The 16,094-nt window shown below is 61.0% G+C and carries 13 protein-coding genes; all 13 read left to right on the top strand.

Going from position 1 to position 16,094, the window contains the following annotated elements; translation table 11 throughout:
• Positions 1-3: 3 nt before the first annotated feature.
• From HJW02_RS03440 to HJW02_RS03500, 13 genes are read left to right on the top strand one after another with little or no spacing between them, the layout of a single operon-like run.
• Complete coding sequence (locus HJW02_RS03440) at positions 4-2,385, top strand: polysaccharide biosynthesis tyrosine autokinase (protein ID WP_102722609.1); 2,382 nt, start codon at positions 4-6, stop codon at positions 2,383-2,385.
• Positions 2,386-2,406: 21 nt separating this feature from the next.
• Entirely contained in the window at positions 2,407-3,540 is a 1,134-nt protein-coding gene (locus tag HJW02_RS03445) for a glycosyltransferase (protein WP_102722608.1), read from the top strand.
• A complete protein-coding gene (locus HJW02_RS03450) occupies positions 3,537-4,685 on the top strand; it encodes a glycosyltransferase (protein WP_102722607.1) in 1,149 nt (382 codons plus the stop codon). The genes HJW02_RS03445 and HJW02_RS03450 overlap by 4 nt, the downstream gene beginning before the upstream one ends.
• Before the next feature lie 6 nt (positions 4,686-4,691).
• Positions 4,692-5,717: a glycosyltransferase family 2 protein gene (locus HJW02_RS03455; RefSeq protein WP_022396183.1), complete on the top strand. Its 1,026-nt coding sequence runs from the start codon at positions 4,692-4,694 to the stop codon at positions 5,715-5,717.
• A complete protein-coding gene (locus tag HJW02_RS03460) occupies positions 5,710-6,873 on the top strand; it encodes a polysaccharide pyruvyl transferase family protein (protein ID WP_180970963.1) in 1,164 nt (387 codons plus the stop codon). Before HJW02_RS03455 ends, HJW02_RS03460 begins: the two co-directional genes overlap by 8 nt.
• On the top strand, positions 6,870-8,060 hold the full coding sequence (locus HJW02_RS03465; RefSeq protein ID WP_102722605.1) for a glycoside hydrolase family 88 protein: 1,191 nt from the start codon (positions 6,870-6,872) through the stop codon (positions 8,058-8,060). Before HJW02_RS03460 ends, HJW02_RS03465 begins: the two co-directional genes overlap by 4 nt.
• Positions 8,057-9,571 carry a hypothetical protein gene (locus tag HJW02_RS03470; protein ID WP_102722604.1) on the top strand — a complete coding sequence of 505 codons (1,515 nt, stop codon included), beginning with the start codon at positions 8,057-8,059 and terminating at the stop codon, positions 9,569-9,571. Before HJW02_RS03465 ends, HJW02_RS03470 begins: the two co-directional genes overlap by 4 nt.
• Positions 9,568-10,755, top strand: a complete 1,188-nt coding sequence (locus HJW02_RS03475) for a glycosyltransferase (RefSeq protein ID WP_205597319.1) — start codon at positions 9,568-9,570, stop codon at positions 10,753-10,755. Before HJW02_RS03470 ends, HJW02_RS03475 begins: the two co-directional genes overlap by 4 nt.
• A gap of 1 nt (position 10,756) precedes the next feature.
• Positions 10,757-11,872 carry a glycosyltransferase family 4 protein gene (locus tag HJW02_RS03480; protein ID WP_102722602.1) on the top strand — a complete coding sequence of 372 codons (1,116 nt, stop codon included), beginning with the start codon at positions 10,757-10,759 and terminating at the stop codon, positions 11,870-11,872.
• The gene (locus HJW02_RS03485) at positions 11,869-12,909 is read left to right on the top strand and encodes a glycosyltransferase family 2 protein (protein WP_180970962.1); all 1,041 of its coding nucleotides are present in this window, start codon (positions 11,869-11,871) and stop codon (positions 12,907-12,909) included. The genes HJW02_RS03480 and HJW02_RS03485 overlap by 4 nt, the downstream gene beginning before the upstream one ends.
• A complete protein-coding gene (locus HJW02_RS03490) occupies positions 12,906-14,024 on the top strand; it encodes a glycosyltransferase (protein ID WP_102722600.1) in 1,119 nt (372 codons plus the stop codon). The genes HJW02_RS03485 and HJW02_RS03490 overlap by 4 nt, the downstream gene beginning before the upstream one ends.
• Entirely contained in the window at positions 14,021-14,911 is an 891-nt protein-coding gene (locus HJW02_RS03495; protein WP_102722599.1) for a glycosyltransferase family A protein, read from the top strand. The genes HJW02_RS03490 and HJW02_RS03495 overlap by 4 nt, the downstream gene beginning before the upstream one ends.
• 5 nt (positions 14,912-14,916) lie before the next feature.
• The gene (locus tag HJW02_RS03500) at positions 14,917-16,077 is read left to right on the top strand and encodes a glycosyltransferase family 4 protein (RefSeq protein WP_102722598.1); all 1,161 of its coding nucleotides are present in this window, start codon (positions 14,917-14,919) and stop codon (positions 16,075-16,077) included.
• The last annotated feature ends 17 nt before the right edge of the window (positions 16,078-16,094 follow it).

Below are 16,094 nucleotides of genomic sequence, written 5' to 3' on the forward strand. Positions count from 1 at the left end.
CCCATGAAAGACCTCTCCCCCAAGAAGGAATCCCTGGATGCCGGCGGCGCCGCGCCGGCATCCCTGCTTCCCAGCCCCAGGGCCATCATGGGCCGGATTGTCCGGAAATGGTACTGGTGCGTGCTTTCCCTTTGCATTTGCCTGCCCCTGGCCTATCTGTACGCGGCGCGGCAGCCCCAGGTGTACGGAAAGGCCACCACCATCCTCATCAAGGATGATTACCCCAGGGAATCCGTGGCCGCCACGGTGCTGGCCTCCACCAACGGAATAGTCAACACGGGCGCCACCAATCTGGACAATGAAATTTTCCTGCTTTCCTCCCATTCCCTGCTGAAAACGGTAGTCCGGAATTTGAAGCTGGACGTCACCTACTGGAAGAAGAACGGGTTCCGGAAGGTGGAAATTTATCAGGACTCCCCTATTGCGGTGCAGTTCACGCAGGAGGGAAAAACGGCTGACGCCAGGTTCCTGGTGATTCCCGTTTCCGGAACGGAATTCCGCCTGGAAAAGGATGAGAAGGATCATCACGGGCATGAGACGGGCGTCTTCGGCAAGGAAATCCGGTTTGACTCCCAGGCCTTCATCGTGGAGAAAACTCCCAAGTTTGACGAAAGCAGCCTGAACGTTCCCGTGATTGTCAGGAGAACTTCCGTGAAGAATGCGGCGATGGGGCTGGGAAGCGGCCTGACCGTCAGAAAGGCGAGCGGAAAGAATGATTTGATCAACATTTCCATGCGCTGCAATAATCCGGTGAAGGCGGAGGATATTCTGTACAGCATCGTCCATTTTTACAATGAGGCGTCCCTGGAGGAAAAGAACAAGCGCGGCACGAAGACGAACGAGTTCATCGGAGATCGCCTGGACGTCATCAGTGAGGAGATGAAGAAAAATGACCTCGCCATTGAAGATCTGAAAAAGGAGACGGACGTTCTGACGGACCTGTCCACGGCCCTTACGGAGGAATATGAGAACAGCCTCAATGACAAGAAGGATTTGAGAGAGCTGGAGCTTGAAATCAAGTCCATAGAATACCTGAAAGATTACCTGGAGCAGGAGGCCGAGCATGACGCCAGGCTGGTCCCCATCAATTCAAAGATAGCGGACATGGGCATCCGGGACCAGATCAGCGTTTTTAATGACACCCTGCTGAAAAGGACGAGCCTGAAGGTGAATGCCGGGGACAACAATCCGATTATCCGCGAACTGGAGGCCAATTTGAACTCCCTGAAGGATGCGTTGAAGCGTTCCGTGAATAACTACTATACGTCCCTGCTGGTCAAGAAGAGGAACGTGCAGGACCAGCATGAGCAGACGCGGGAGCATATCAGGAATGTTTCCAGCAGGGAAAGGGCCGTCAACCACATTGAACGCGAGCAGCGCGTCCGGGAATCCCTGTACGTTCTCCTGCTGAACAAGAGGGAGGAAAATTCCCTGGCCCTGGCCGCCACGGAAGACAACGCGCGGATGGTGGACGGCGTGCGGGGCGGCAACGGTCCGCTGGAGCCGAACGTTCCCAAGATTCTGATGGTGGGATTTCTGGCCGGGATGGCCATTCCCGTGTTCCTGTGCGTGGTCGCGGCCATGCTGGATTCCAGCGTGAAGCGCCGGAAGGAAATAGAAACCCTGACCTCCATTCCCGTGTACGGGGAACTGCCGCGCAAGCCGCGGAAGCTGAAGAACCAGGAAATCGTGGTGAATCTGGAAGAACCTTCCGAGCTGTCCGAATGCTTCCCCCTGCTGGCGGAACGCATGGTGGCCCTTTCCGACGGGAACGGGGGGAACCCCCTCAGCGTCCTGATTACGTCCACCTGTTCCGGGGAGGGGAAAACCTATCTTTCCGTGAACCTGGCCCTTTCCCTGGCCGTGGCCGGAAAGAAGGTGCTGCTGATGGATATGGATTTAAGAAAAGGGGCGCTCAGCGCCCTGCTGGGCGGAGCCGGAAAGCCGGGCCTGGGAGACCTGGAGCAGGCCGGGGAAGGCGGCTGGCGTTCCCTGGTGGAACAATCCCCCGTTTCCGACCACCTGGATTACCTGTTTGCGGGAACCGTGCCGGACCATCCCTCCCGGCTTTTGCTGCATGACCGCATCAGGAAGCTGATGGAGGAAGTGAAGGAGCAGTATGATTTCATCTTCATGGACTGCGTTCCCTACTCCTCCCTGGCGGATGCGCGCATCGTCGCCCGGCTGGCCGACGTCACGCTGTACGTCATGCGGGCCGGCTGCGTGAAGAAGCGTGATTTGGCCGGATTGCAGAAGATCTGGAAAAACGGAGAGCTGAAGCGCATGGGCATCGTCCTGTGCGACGTGGAGCCCCATGGCCGCTCTTCCCGCGGGTATGCCGTGTACAGAAGCCTGGACACCTCCTCCCCGTGCGCGGGAAAATAATTCGTTTCAGAAGCCCGTCTTATGCCGCGTTCCCGTCTGAAAGTCCTGTTCCTGGTGGAATCCCTGTCCGGGGGAGGGGCGGAGAAAGTTCTCTCCGGGCTGGTGCGCGGCCTGGACCGGGAGCGTTTTGACGTGACGGTGTGCACGGTGGTGGACTGCGGTCCGTACCGGGAGGAAGTAGGAAAATACGCGCATTACCGCACCATCGTGGGCGGCCGGGGCTGGCTCTACCGGCTCAAGTACGCTCTGGTGTACCGTTTTCTGCCTGCGGGCTGGATTTACAAGTGGTGCATTGCCGGGGATTACGATGTGGAGGCGGCTTTTACGGAAGGGTTTCCCACGCGCCTTCTTGCAGCAGCTCCGGAAGGGAAGGCCCGGAGGCTGGCGTGGGTCCATGTGGACCTGGAGGCCCGGCCCTGGACGCAGGGGCTGGTGTTCCGGTCACTGGAGGAGGAAAGGAAGGCTTACGCCCGTTTTCAAACCGTGGCGCATGTGTCGCAAACCGTCAGGGAAGCGTTTGAACGGCGCTTTGGAGCGCATGCCGGGTCCGTCGTCCTGCACAATCCGGTGGACCGGGATGCCGTGCGTTCCGGAGCCTCCGCTGCGGAGGAAGTGCCGGAAAAAAAGCGTTTCCGCTTTGTTTCCGTGGGGCGTCTGGAAGAACAGAAGGGCTTTGACCGGCTGATTGCCGCGCTGGCCCGCTTGAAGGAGCGCGGATGGCAGGCGGAACTGGTGATTCTGGGGGAAGGAAGCCGGAGGCGGGAGCTGGAAAGCCAGGCCGCCGCTCTGGGGGTGGCGGACTCCGTGCTGATGCCCGGCTTCCGGGAGAATCCCTACCCGTGGATGGCCACTGCCGATGTATTCATATGCAGCTCCCGCAGCGAGGGAATGAGCACCGTGGTCACGGAGGCGCTGGCGCTGGGCCTGCCTGTTCTGGCCGTGGAGTGTTCCGGCGTGCGGGAACAGCTTGGCATGGGAAGGTTCGGGCGCATTGTGGAAAATCATGATGAGGCGCTGGCCGGCGGCATGGAGGATTTCCTCTCCGGCAGGGAATCCTGTGAAGATTGGAGGGAAAGGGCGGCCCGGGGCGGCGATGCGGTTGCTTATGAAAGAGCCGTGCGGAAGGTGGAGCATTTGCTGGAGGAAATGAAATGAAGAAGGTGGCGTTTTTTATCAACAGCCTGTCCGGCGGCGGTGCGGAAAAAATTCTGCAAACCCTGCTGAACCGCTGGAACGGAAACCGGTGGCAGGTGGTCGTTTATTCCATCAGGAAGGAGGACATCCCGTCCGGCTACCCCCGGAATGTGTCCGTCCGTTTTCTGTTTGACGCCCTCCGGGAGGAGGACGGCCCCTGGGCGCGCCTGCTCGTCAAAATCCGGAACGGCCTGAAATTGCTGGTTTACAGGCATTTCCCTCCTTCCGTTTTCTACCGCTTGTTCATTCGCGGAACCTATGACGTGGAGGCCGCCTTCATTGAAGGCTACGCCACGCGGATAGCCGCCGGCTCCCCCCATGCCGGAAGCCGGAAACTGGCCTGGGTCCACATTGACCTGGCCGCCAATCACTGGACGCTTCCGGCCTACCGGAACGCGGAAGAGGAAAAGGCCGTTTACCGCTGTTTTGACACGGTGGCCTGCGTCTCCCGGAATGTCCGGGACTCCCTGCTGGCCCTGGCCGGTCCGTTGCAGGATGCGCGGGTGGTTTACAACCCCGTGGACGTTCCGCGCGTCCGGGAAAAGGCGGGGAAATCCGTTCCGGAACGTCCGGAAGGGGCCGTCCTGTTCTGCGCTTCCGGCCGTCTCGTCCGCCAGAAGGGCTTTGACCGGCTGGTGACGGCGTGCCGCTATCTGGCTCAGGAGGGCTTCTCCTTCCATCTCTGGATTCTGGGGGAGGGGCCTGAAAGGAAGACGCTGGAACGCATGATCGCGGAGGGGAACCTGCAGGGCAGGATATCCCTGCTGGGGCAACTGGAAAATCCGTATCCCTACGTGAAGGCGGCGGACTGGCTGGTCTGTTCCTCCCGCAGCGAGGGGTATTCCACCGTGATTTCCGAGAGCCTGATTCTCGGCACGCCCGTGGCGGCCACGCTGTGTTCCGGAGTCCGGGAGCAGCTTGGGGACGGGGAATTCGGGTTGATTGCGGAAAACCACCTGCTGGGGCTTTACCGCGCCCTGGAAGATATTCTGACGGGAAAGGCGGACCGCCGGGACTATTGCGGGCGGGCGCTCCGCGGGGGAAGCCGGTTTGACCTGGATGGGCAGATGAATGCCGTGAAAGAACTTTTTGAAGAAACGCGCTGAACCGCCATGCCCTCCGTATCCGTCATTATTCCCGTGTTCAACGCCGCGCGTTTCCTTGAAAAATGCGTGGGGTCCGTGCTGGACCAGACCTTCACGGATTTTGACGTCTGCCTGGTGGATGACGGCTCCACGGACGGGAGCGGCCCGCTGTGCGACAGGCTGGCTTCCGGGGACGAGCGCGTCCGGGTCATCCATCTGGACAGGAACATGGGGGTTTCCGCCGCCAGGAACCGCGGCATGAAGGAAACGGACGGCCGCTGGCTGTGTTTCATTGACGGGGATGACTGGGTGACCCCCTCCTACCTTCAGGAACTGGTCTCCGCCGTGGAGGACGGCGCCTGCGACCTGGTGGTGGAAGGGCTGTGCTCCGTCCGCGCCGGGAAAAAGGATGAAGTGACGGTGCCGCAGCCCATGGAACTGGACGCCAGGCCCGGAGAGGAGGAAGCCTGGGTACGGCTGTTCCGCTCCTTCCTGCTTTTTGGCCCGGTGGTGAAATTGTACCGCCGCACCCTGCTGTCCCGGCATTCCATACGCTTTCCGGAGGACGTTTCCTATGGAGAGGACCTGATGTTCAACATGGCGTACCTGAAATACATCAGGCGTTTGAGAACGGTGGACAAGGCCGGATACTTCTATCGCCGGGCGGAGGAAGGCACCCTGTCCACGCGTTTTGTCCCGGAAAAATTCATCTGGATTGTCAGGCAGTTCCGCCTGGAGCGGAAGTACTTCCATACCAGGGGGCTGGAAGGGGCGTCAATCGAGGAATACCTGGCCTTCCGCTGGTGGGGGCTGGTGTACAACGCCCTGTTTGAAATCTACCGTTTCAGGGACCGGTACGGCCTGGCGGAGCGCATGAAGGCGGTGAGGACCATTGTGGGAACGCCGGAAAACAACCTGCTGCGCGCTTATCCCGGGGTGTTCCACTGTCCCGGGTGGATGAGCATGTGTTTATTCAACCGCTGGCCCTTCTGTCTGTTCCTGCTGATGGAAGGGGCGCGTGCCGGAAAAAATAAATCGAATGGGCATGCATAAGATTCTTTTATATCCCCATGGAGGCAGCGGCAATCACGGCTGCGAGGCGATCGTCAGGTCCACGATGCTGCTGCTCCGTCCCGGACAGGGCGTTCTATTCTCCTCCGCGTGCGGGGAAGACAGGCGTTATGGGCTGGAACAGGCGGTGAGGGTGCTGCCGGAACAGCGGCCCATCCGGAGGTGCTCCTCCGGGTATGCGGGCGCGTGGCTGCGGCGGCGCGTGCTGGGCGTCCGTGACGCCTTTGACCGGCTCGCGTTCGGCGGCATCGTGAAGGAGGGTGCGGACCTGGCCCTGTGCAGCGGCGGGGACAATTACTGCTACGGGGAGCCCGTGCATATCTATTTGCAGAACGACCTGCTGCGCCGCGCCGGCGTGCCCACCGTCCTGTGGGGGTGTTCCCTGGAACGGAAGGATATGAAGGGGCGGATGCTGGAGGACCTCCGGGCCTTTGACCTGATTGTGGCGAGGGAATCCCTGACCTGCGACGCCCTGTTGGAATGCGGGTGCCCCCGCACGGTGCTGTACCCGGACCCGGCGTTTGCCCTTCCGGTAAGGGAGGGGCCTTTGCCGGAGGGCTGGAAGGAAGGGAACATGGTCGGCATCAACGTCAGCCCCCTGATTATCGGCCATGAGGGAAGGGCCGGGTCCGTGATGGAAAACTATGTGCGGCTGGTGGAATACCTGCTGGAAGCTACGGATATGAATGTGGCCCTCATCCCCCATGTGGTGTGGCCCGGCAACGATGACCGGAAGCCGCTGGGCGCGTTGCGGGAGCGTTTCCGGCACACGGGGCGCGTCGTTATGGTTGGGGACGCCCCCTGTGAGGAATTGAAGGGCTGCATTTCCCGGTGCCGTTTCCTGGTGGCCGCCCGTACCCACGCCTCCATTGCCGCCTATTCCACGGGCGTTCCCACGCTGGTGGCGGGATATTCCGTGAAGGCCAGGGGGATTGCCCGCGATTTGTTCGGGACGGAAGACGGCCACGTGCTGCCCGTGCAGGCGATGGATGACCCTGGCGAGTTGAGGAAGGCGTTTGTCCGGATGATGGAAAGGGAAGACGGCCTGAAGGCCGCCTATGCGGAAAAAATCCCCGCGTACCGGGAACGCCTGGCGCGTCTGCCGGAAGAACTTTCAACCCTGTTGAAGCGGTCATGATTGCGTACGTTTCCATCTTGTCCGTCCTGCTCCTGCTGGTTCTGGCCGTGGTTTGCGTGGATGCCTGGCGATTCCTGGGGACGCTGGCGGGGCGTTTCCATATCGGGCGCTGGCAGGACCGGCGCGCGTGGCAGGAGGCCCTGGCCCGGACGGCCGCGGCATGGACGCGGCGCATGCCGGCCGTTCCCAGGAGGGACCAGGGCAGGCGCATCCTGTGGGAGATGGCGCGGGGAACCTACGCGGACGCCGCCATTCAGGGGTGGCAGGCGGCTGGGTTGTTCCTGGGTCTGCACGCCTATGCCGCGGACAGGAAGGATGAGGCATTGAAGGAAAAGCTGCGCCGCAGTCTGGAGGAACATGAACTGGTGAAAAATTATCTGGACGTTCCATACCCGGAACGGTGGGAGGCGGACCGCCTGCTGCTGGATTATGCCGTGCTGGAGGCCGGATGCCGCGGGGCGGACCAGGTGGCGGAGGCTTCCGCCGCATTGCTGGAATCCCTGCGGACGGGGGCGGGAACGCTGGCCTACAGGCGCAGGCAGCCCGGCGTGCGTTACGTGGATGCGATCGGGCTGGCCTGCCCGCTGGCGGCCGCCTGCGCGGCACGTACGGGAAAAGGGGAATACTGGAACCTGGCGGTGAAGCAGGTGGAGGAATATGACATGGCCCTGCTGCCGGGTTCTTCCTTCCCCGCCCATGGCTTTGAAATGGAGCGCGGCTACCCGCTGGGGCTGTATGACTGGTCCCGGGGCCTGGGCTGGTACGCGCTGGGATTGTGTGAGCTTTACCGCCTGATGGCTCGGCACGGGAGGCCGGAGGCGGCTGGAATGGCCCGGCGCATTCTGGCGCTGGCGGAGGAATTGCTGCCCCTGCAAAAGAAAAACGGCGGCTTCGGCTGGATGGTCGCCAGGCCGGAATCCGTGTTTGAATCCTCCGGAACGGCCCTGCTGGGCCTGCTGCTGCTGGCCGCCTTCCGCATCTCCGGAGAGGAGCGTTTTCTGGAAGCCGCGTTCCGTGCGGAAAAAGCGCTGATGGGGGTGACGCGCCGCAACGGCGTGCTGGACATGTGCCAGGGGGATACCAAGGGCATCGGCATGTATTCCGACGTGTGGAGCCTGATGCCGTTCGCCCAGGGAATGGCCCTGCGGCTGAGCGTGGAACTCAACGGGGAGGAGGGTAAGGCGTGAGAACGCTGAACTCCGGCAAGAACTTTCTGGTGACCATCAGCCTGATGGTCACGATGACCCTGCTGGGCTTTGTGACGCGCAAGCTGTTCGTCAATGAAATAGGGGTGGAGTACCTGGGCCTCAACGGCCTGCTGACCAACATCCTGGCCGCTGTCACGCTGCTGGAGTCCGGCTTTGGAACCAGCGTGGTTTTTCACCTCTACAAGCCTCTGGCGGAGAATGACCGGCCGCGGATTCTGGCCCTGCTGCAATTTTACCGCAAGGTGTACCGCATCATTGCCGCCGCCGTGTTCATCCTGTGCCTGGGCCTGTACCCCTTCCTGGGCTGTTTCATCAAGGACGAGGGGCATCTGGACTACCTGGCGCTGGTTTATTTCATCTTCGTCTTCAACTCCATCCTGCCGTACCTGACGGCGTACAAGAATTCCCTCATCAACGCGGACCAGAAAAATTACAGGCTGGGCGCCATCAACTTCATCTACCAGGTGGGGCTGAACCTGTCCAAGCTGGCCATCCTGTACTGGACGGGCAACTACGTCCTGTACCTGGTGGTGGAATCCCTGTTCCTGGCGGGGTTCAACGTGGCGATGGTGCGCAAGGTGGATGCCCTGTACCCCTACGTCAGGAGCAGGGTCTCCCATGCCCTGGACGCCGTGACGAAAAGCCAGATCGTCGTCAACGTCAAGGCCCTGTTCCTGCACAGCGTGGGCGGCTACTTCATGCACTCCACCAGCAACATCGTCATTTCCAGCTTCGTGGGGCTGGCGGCGGTGGGCTTCTATTCCAACTACATGCTGGTGGTGGGAACCATCTCCACCTTCATCATGCAGGTGATCAACAGCATGGCGGAAAGCGTGGGCAACCTGATCGCCAGTGAGGACAGAGGGCATGTGTACGAGATTTTCAAGAGGGTTTTCCTGATTAACTTCCTGATTTCAGGGGTGTCCTCCATCGTTCTGCTGAACACGCTGAATCCCTTCATCGTCTGGTGGCTGGGGCCTGAATACATGCTCTCCGGGGCCTGCTCGTTCGTCATCATCCTGAACTTCTTCGTGGTGGGCATGAGGCGTTCCGCCATGGTGTTCAAGACCAAGGCGGGCATCTTTCACCAGGACCGGTACTCCCCGCTTCTCCAGGGCGTGATCAACGTCGCGCTTTCCGTCACGCTGGTGCAGTGGTGGGGAATTACGGGCGTGCTGCTGGCCGCGACGCTCAGCCTTCTTTCCATCGGCGTCTGGCAATTCCCCCGGCTGGTGTACAGGCATGTATTCCACCAGCCCCTGAGGCGGTACTTCATCACGTACGGATGGTACCTGCTGCTGGCGGCGGCGGGATATGCGCTGACGTATCCCCTCTGCGCCCGTTCCTATTTTTCCTCCCCCCTGGCGGACCTGTTCATGTGGGGCATTATTTCCGTAGTCATTCCGCTGGGGCTGGACGTACTCGTGCTGTTCAGGACGTCCCCCTTCCGCGGGCTGATGGGCCACATGCGCACGCTGGCATGCAGATGAAACGTATATTCATAGCCATTCAATACATGGAGCTGGGGGGCGCGGAACGCGCTCTTCTGGGGCTGCTGGATGCGCTGGACGCCTCCCGTTTCCAGGTGGACCTGTTCGTTTACCGCCATTCCGGAGAGCTGATGCCGCTGATTCCGGATAAAGTGAACCTTCTGCCGGAACTTCCCTCCTACCGTGCGCTGTCCCGTCCGGTAAAGGACATCCTGAAGGAAGGGAGGCTGGGCATTGCCGCCGCGCGCCTGTGGGCCAAGCGGCGTTCCGCCCGTTTTGGAAAACGGCTGGAAGGCCGTGAAAACTACGCCGTCTTTGACGATGCCGCCGCCGCCGTCTCCCCGTTTCTTCCTTCCCTGAAAAAGCTGGGCGTGTATGACTTGGCCATCAGCTTCCTGACGCCCCACCGCATCGTCCGGGACAAGGTGCTGGCCCGCAGGAAAATAGCCTGGATTCATACGGACTACTCCTCCATCGGAATCAATGTGGAGCGTGAATTGCCGGTGTGGCGCAGCTATGACCGCATCATCTCCATTTCCCCCCAGGCCGGGAGGGGCTTCCTGTCCCGCTTTCCGGAACTGGAGGATAAGCTGGTGGAGCTGCAGAACATCGTTTCCCCGGAAGCGGTGAGGGAACAGGCCGCTCTGGAAGACGTTTCCGCCGTGATGGAGGGGGCCCCGTCCCTGTGCACCGTGGGAAGGTTCTCCCATGCCAAGGGGATGGACCGCGCCGTCAGGCTGGCCGCGCGCCTGGTGGCAATGGGGATGGAAAAACTGCGCTGGTACCTCATCGGCTACGGGGATGAAATGTCCCTGCGCCGTGAAATTGCCGCCTGCGGCATGCGGGAACACGTGGTCATTCTGGGAAAAAAGGCCAACCCCTACCCGTACATGGCCGCCTGCGGGCTGTATGTGCAGCCGTCCCGGTATGAGGGAAAGGCCGTGGCGGTGAGGGAGGCGCAGATATTGGGACGGCCCGTAGCCATTACAAACTTTCCGACCTCCGCCGGGCATCTGGAAGACGGCGTGGACGGAATCATCATCCCCAATGACGAGGAAGGCGCCGCGCTGGCCCTGTTCCGGCTGCTGAAGGATGACGCGCGCCTGGAAAGCCTGTCTGAGGAATGCCGGAGGCGTGACTACGGCAACCGTGATGAAATCCTGAAACTGGAGGCATTGATCTGACATGGGAAGACGGCTTTTATACATCACCAACGGCATCGCCGGAGCGGGAGGGCTGGAACGGGTGCTCTCCGTCCGGACGCGCCTGCTGGCGGAACGGTACGGGGATGAAATCCATATCCTGACGCTGAATGAAGAAGGAAAGGAGCCTTTTTATGACTTCTGGCCCGGCATTCACGTTCATGACGTGCGCATGCAGGGAAATCCCGCCGCGAGGCTGAAGGCCTGGGCAAGCGGCGTTCGGAAGGCGGTGCGCGCCGTCAAGCCTGCTGTCGTTTCCGTTTGCGACGACGGCTTCAAGGGGTTCTGGATTCCCTTCCTGCTGACGGGCTGCGGCTGCCCCGTGGTCTATGAACGCCACGTTTCCCGGCTGATTCAGGCGGACGGCCTGAAATCTTCCGCTCTCATGAAACTGGAATTCGCCCTGATGCGGTTCCTGGGAAAACGCTTCTCCCGTTTTGTGGTGCTGACGCCCGGCAACCGGGAGGAATGGCCCATGGCGAAGGTGGAGGTGATTCCCAATCCCCTGCCGTTTTATCCGGAGACGCCCTCTTCCGGAAAAGAAAAAAGGGTGATTGCCGTCGGCAAGGTTTCCCCCCAGAAAAACTACGGAGCGCTTCTGGCCGCCTGGAAAAAGGCGCACGGTAAATTTCCGGAATGGAAGCTGGAGCTGTTCGGAGCGGAGCGGGATGGTGGAAAGCTGAGGGAGGAAATACGCCGGGAAGGGCTGGAAGAAAGTTTTCTGCTGCATCCGCCCACCCGGCGGATCATGCGGGAATATCTGCGGTCTTCCATCTGCGCCATGTCTTCCCGGTATGAAGGCTTCGGCATGATGCTGGCTGAGGCCATGGCGTGCGGCGTGCCGTGCGTGGCCTTTGACTGCCCCTGCGGCCCCGGCGACATCATCCGCCATGGGGAGGATGGCCTTCTGGCGCGGCCGGGAAAGGTGGCGGAACTGGCTTCTGCCCTGGAACTTCTGATGGGGAATGAAAAACTGCGCGCCTCCATGGCCGCGAAAGCGCGGGAAAATGTGAAGCGGTACGCGACTGAAACGGTGGTGGCCCAATGGGACGCCCTGTTCCGCCGCATCCTTCAGGAAAGGAAAGGAGGCAAGCCGTGATTTCCGTCATCGTTCCCGTCTATAACGCGGAGGCTTATCTCTCCCGCTGCCTGGAAAGCATTCTGAACCAGACGTACCGGGATATTCAGGTCATCTGCGTGAATGACGGTTCCACGGACTCCAGTGGGGACATGCTGGAAGAACTGCGCCGCCGGGATGGCCGGGTGCAGGTGGCTTGCCGGGAAAACTCCGGCTTGTCCGCCTCCCGGAATGCCGGGCTGGAGCTGGCGGAAGGGGAATACGTGATGTTTGTGGACGCGGACGACTGGCTGGACGAACACGCGTGCGCGCACGCGATGGAAGCCATGCTGGGAAGGGACGCGGACATCGTGTTCTGGAGTTATGCCAGGGAATATGGAACGGCGTCCGCCCCGGTGCTGTTCTGGCGGGAGGAGCGGGTGTTTGAAGGGGAATCCATGGAATGGCTGAGGAACCGGCTCCTGGGGCCGTCCGGGGCTGAACTGGGGCGTCCGGAACGGCTGGACTCCTACGGTACGGCCTGGGGCAAGCTCTACAGGCGTTCCCTGTTCCGGGAAGGGGAAGCCTCCTTCGTGGACACGGCCCTGATCGGCTCCGCGGAAGACGTGCTCTGCAATCTTTCCCTGTTCCGGTCGGCCCGCAGGGCGGTGTACATCCCCACCACCTTCTACCATTACCGGAAGACGGCGCCGGGAGCCCTGACCAAGCGGTACAAGCCGGAGCTGGCGGACCAGTGGGAGGAACTCTTCCGCCGGATGGAGCGGCAGGTGCGGGAAAGCGGAGCTTATCCGGAAGCGGAGCAGGCCCTGCGGAACCGCATGGCGCTCTCCGTCATTTTCCTGGGCTTGAACGTCTGCGACGCTCCGGCCTCCTCCTTCCGGAAATGCCGTATTCTCCATGAACTGCTGAAACGGGATTGGTGCCGGGAGGCGGTGAAAGGACTACCCACAGCATCTCTCCCTCCCCACTGGAAAGTGTTTTTTCTGACCGTGAAGCTGGGGTTCGTCCCCGGTTTGTACCTGCTTCTTCTGACCATTAAAAAAATTCTGGCAAAATGACCCCTCAACGAGTGCTCATGGTATTCACCATCATGAACCGCGGCGGAGCGGAAACGATGGTGATGAATTATTACCGCCGCATGGACCGCAGCAAGCTCCAGTTTGACTTTCTGGTGCACCGGGAGACGCCCGGCATTTATGAAGAGGAAATCCGGAGGCTGGGAGGGCGGATTTACAGGCTGCCGCCCATCACCCTGCGCGGTCTGGCGGCGTATCAGGAAAAAATAGCGGCTTTTTTTGACGGACATTCGGAATACAGGATGGTTCACGGCCATTGTTCCGAGCTGGGCTACTGGGTATATCGTGAGGCGGCGGCGCGGAACATTCCGTTCATTGCGGCGCATGCCCACAGCTCTCCGGTAGGAATTGATAAAAACTCCCTGTTCCGCTTCGTGCTCAAGCACCTGATGCGTCCCTGCCTGACGCACCGCTTCACGTGCAACGAACTGTGCGGGCGCTGGCTTTTCGGCCGCAGGGGCGCGCGTGACGCCATCGTCGTCCGGAACGCCATTGACGCTGGGCGGTTCACCTATTCCCCGGAGGTCCAGGAGCGGGTGCGGAAGGAAATGGGCTGGGAAGGCAGGCTGGTAGTGGGCCACATCGGCAATTTTTCTTGGCCCAAAAACCACGAATTCCTGCTGCGCGTCTTCCGCGCCCTGCTGGCGGTAAGGCCGGACGCCCTGCTGGCGCTGGTGGGAAGCGGCGGGGAAGGGGAGGGCAGGATCCGGCAGGAGGCGGAGCGGCCTGAATGGGACGGCAGCATCCGCCTGCTGGGCGGCAGGGATGACGTTGCCGCCCTGGTGCAGGGGATGGATGTCTTTGTCTTCCCCTCCCAGTTTGAAGGCTTCGGCATTGCGATGCTGGAAGCGCAGGCAGCGGGGCTGCCCGTGGTTGCGTCCGACCGGGTGCCGGGGGATGGCGCGGTGGTCCCGGGCCATGTGAATTTTATGTCCCTGAAAAAATCCCCCGCCGCCTGGGCGCGGAAAATAGCGGAACTGGCGGACGGCTGGCAACGGACGGATGCGTCCGCCTTCATCCGTGAAGCGGGGCTGGACATCGTCCGTAATGCGGAAAAGCTTCAGGAACTCTATCTGTCACAGGGAGGTGAAGCATGAAACCCCTGCTCACCGTCTTCACGCCCTCCTTCAACAGGGCGGACTGCCTGCGCCACTGCTATGAAAGCCTGCGGCGGCAGACCTGCCGTGATTTTATCTGGCTGGTGGTGGACGACGGCTCCACCGACGGCACGGAGGAACTGGTGAAGGAATGGATGCGGGAAGGAGCGCTGGACATACGCTGCCACCATCAGGAAAATGGAGGCATGCATGCCGCCCACAATGCCGCGTATGAATTGATGGACACGGAACTTAATGTCTGCCTGGATTCCGACGACCTGATGCCGGAAGACGCCGTGGCCTCCATCCTGGAATTCTGGGAACGTCACGGAAGTGACCGTGTGGCCGGACTGGCAGGGCTGGATGCGGACGTGAAGACGGGCGAACTCATCGGCACGGCCTTTGCAGGAGATGTGCAGGAAACCACATTGACCGGGTTTTATGCGGCGGGAGGCCGCGGAGACAAGAAGCTGGTGTACCGCACCGCGCTGATGAAGCAATTGCCGCCGTATCCCGTCTTTCCCGGTGAAAAATACGTGGGGCTGGGCTACAAGTACATGCTGGCGGACCGCGTCGCCCCGCTGCTTACGATGAACAAGGTGCTTTGCCTGGTGGAATACCGGGAGGACGGCTCCTCCAGGAACATGTTCCGCCAATACGTGCTCAACCCGCGGGGATTCGCCTTTCTGCGGAAGGAGGGAATGAAATACCAGCCCTCCCGGCGTCGGCGGTTCATGGAGGCGGTTCATTACGTCTCCGCCTCCCTGCTGGCCCGCAATCCGGGTTTTTTGCGGGAATCACCGCGGCCGTTGCTGACTCTGGCGGCCATACCGTTCGGAGTGGTCCTGACGGGCCTCATTCTGACCAAAAACGGAAGAAAGGAATAACGGAGATGAAAATAGCCTATGTACTGGATGATCTGGACGCGGCGGGCGGCATTCAGGCCGTGACCCGCGCCAAGGCTGCCGCCCTGGCCGCCATCCCCGGCAATGAAATAATGCTGGTGACGGCCAACGATTCCCGGAGGACCGCTTCCTCCCTCTCTCCGGGCGTGAAGGTGGTTCACCTGGGTGTGAACTACTATGAGGACGACTGGAAGGGATTCCTGTATGTGCTGAAGGGCATTCTGGTCCGGCGCAGGAGGCATGCGAAAGCTCTGCGGAAGGCGCTGGATGAACTCCGTCCGGATATAGTCGTCTCCGTCGGACAGTCGGAAAAATTCATGATACCGCGCCTGTCGCGCGGAAAGCCGTGGAAAACCGTGCGCGAATTCCACTACTCCGGAACGTACCGGAAGGACTATGCGCGGCTTCAGGGGGGAATCCGTGCGCGCGTAATGGCTGCTCTTTCCGACTTCTATGAATTCGGCCTCCGCAGGGGAACCTATGACGCTACCGTCGTTCTCACCCGGCAGGACCGGGAAGAAAACTGGAAGGGCAGGCGGGGAGTGCATGTCATTCCCAATCCGTGCGTATGGCGGCCGGAGCGGGTTGCCTCCCTGGACCGTCCGACAGCTGTGGCCGTTGGGCGGCTGGTTCCGGTGAAAGGATTCGGCCTGCTGGTACGCGCGTGGGAAAAAGTGGCCTCCGTTCATCCGGACTGGAAACTGGAAATCTGGGGGGACGGTCCGGAGCGCGGTTCTCTTGAACGCCTGGTCCGGGAAAAAGGGCTGGAAAAAAACGTGCTGCTGCGCGGAGCTACAGGGGAGGTGCAGGAAAAACTGCTTCAATCCTCCATGCTGGTATTCCCCTCTCTCTTTGAAGGCTTCGGCATGGTGCTGGTGGAAGCCATGGCGTGCGGCGTGCCGTGCGTGGCTTTTGAATGCCCGTGCGGTCCGCGGGACGTCATTTCCCCGGAAGAAGACGGCCTGCTGGTTCCCCCCGGGGATACGGACGCCCTAGCCCGAGCCATCATCCGGCTGATGGAACAGTCGGAGCTAAGGAGCCGCATGGGGGAAGCCGCCCGGAACAAGGCGGCCCGTTATGCGATGGATGCCGTCTGCGCCGCGTGGATGGACCTCTTCCGTCAATTAAACTCTTCTTCATCACGCTAACCTTTATTTTCATAAAA

This window comes from Akkermansia sp. GGCC_0220 (assembly GCF_017566105.1).
GTDB lineage: Bacteria > Verrucomicrobiota > Verrucomicrobiia > Verrucomicrobiales > Akkermansiaceae > Akkermansia > Akkermansia massiliensis.

What these genes read in the sequence shown, in the direction of transcription:
- HJW02_RS03440 (WP_102722609.1), top strand. Translation starts at nt 4, where the DNA reads ATGAAAGACCTCTCCCCCAAGAAGGAATCCCTGGATGCCGGCGGCGCC.
- HJW02_RS03445 (WP_102722608.1), top strand. Translation starts at nt 2,407, where the DNA reads ATGCCGCGTTCCCGTCTGAAAGTCCTGTTCCTGGTGGAATCCCTGTCC.
- HJW02_RS03450 (WP_102722607.1), top strand. Translation starts at nt 3,537, where the DNA reads ATGAAGAAGGTGGCGTTTTTTATCAACAGCCTGTCCGGCGGCGGTGCG.
- HJW02_RS03455 (WP_022396183.1), top strand. Translation starts at nt 4,692, where the DNA reads ATGCCCTCCGTATCCGTCATTATTCCCGTGTTCAACGCCGCGCGTTTC.
- HJW02_RS03460 (WP_180970963.1), top strand. Translation starts at nt 5,710, where the DNA reads ATGCATAAGATTCTTTTATATCCCCATGGAGGCAGCGGCAATCACGGC.
- HJW02_RS03465 (WP_102722605.1), top strand. Translation starts at nt 6,870, where the DNA reads ATGATTGCGTACGTTTCCATCTTGTCCGTCCTGCTCCTGCTGGTTCTG.
- HJW02_RS03475 (WP_205597319.1), top strand. Translation starts at nt 9,568, where the DNA reads ATGAAACGTATATTCATAGCCATTCAATACATGGAGCTGGGGGGCGCG.
- HJW02_RS03480 (WP_102722602.1), top strand. Translation starts at nt 10,757, where the DNA reads ATGGGAAGACGGCTTTTATACATCACCAACGGCATCGCCGGAGCGGGA.
- HJW02_RS03490 (WP_102722600.1), top strand. Translation starts at nt 12,906, where the DNA reads ATGACCCCTCAACGAGTGCTCATGGTATTCACCATCATGAACCGCGGC.
- HJW02_RS03495 (WP_102722599.1), top strand. Translation starts at nt 14,021, where the DNA reads ATGAAACCCCTGCTCACCGTCTTCACGCCCTCCTTCAACAGGGCGGAC.
- HJW02_RS03500 (WP_102722598.1), top strand. Translation starts at nt 14,917, where the DNA reads ATGAAAATAGCCTATGTACTGGATGATCTGGACGCGGCGGGCGGCATT.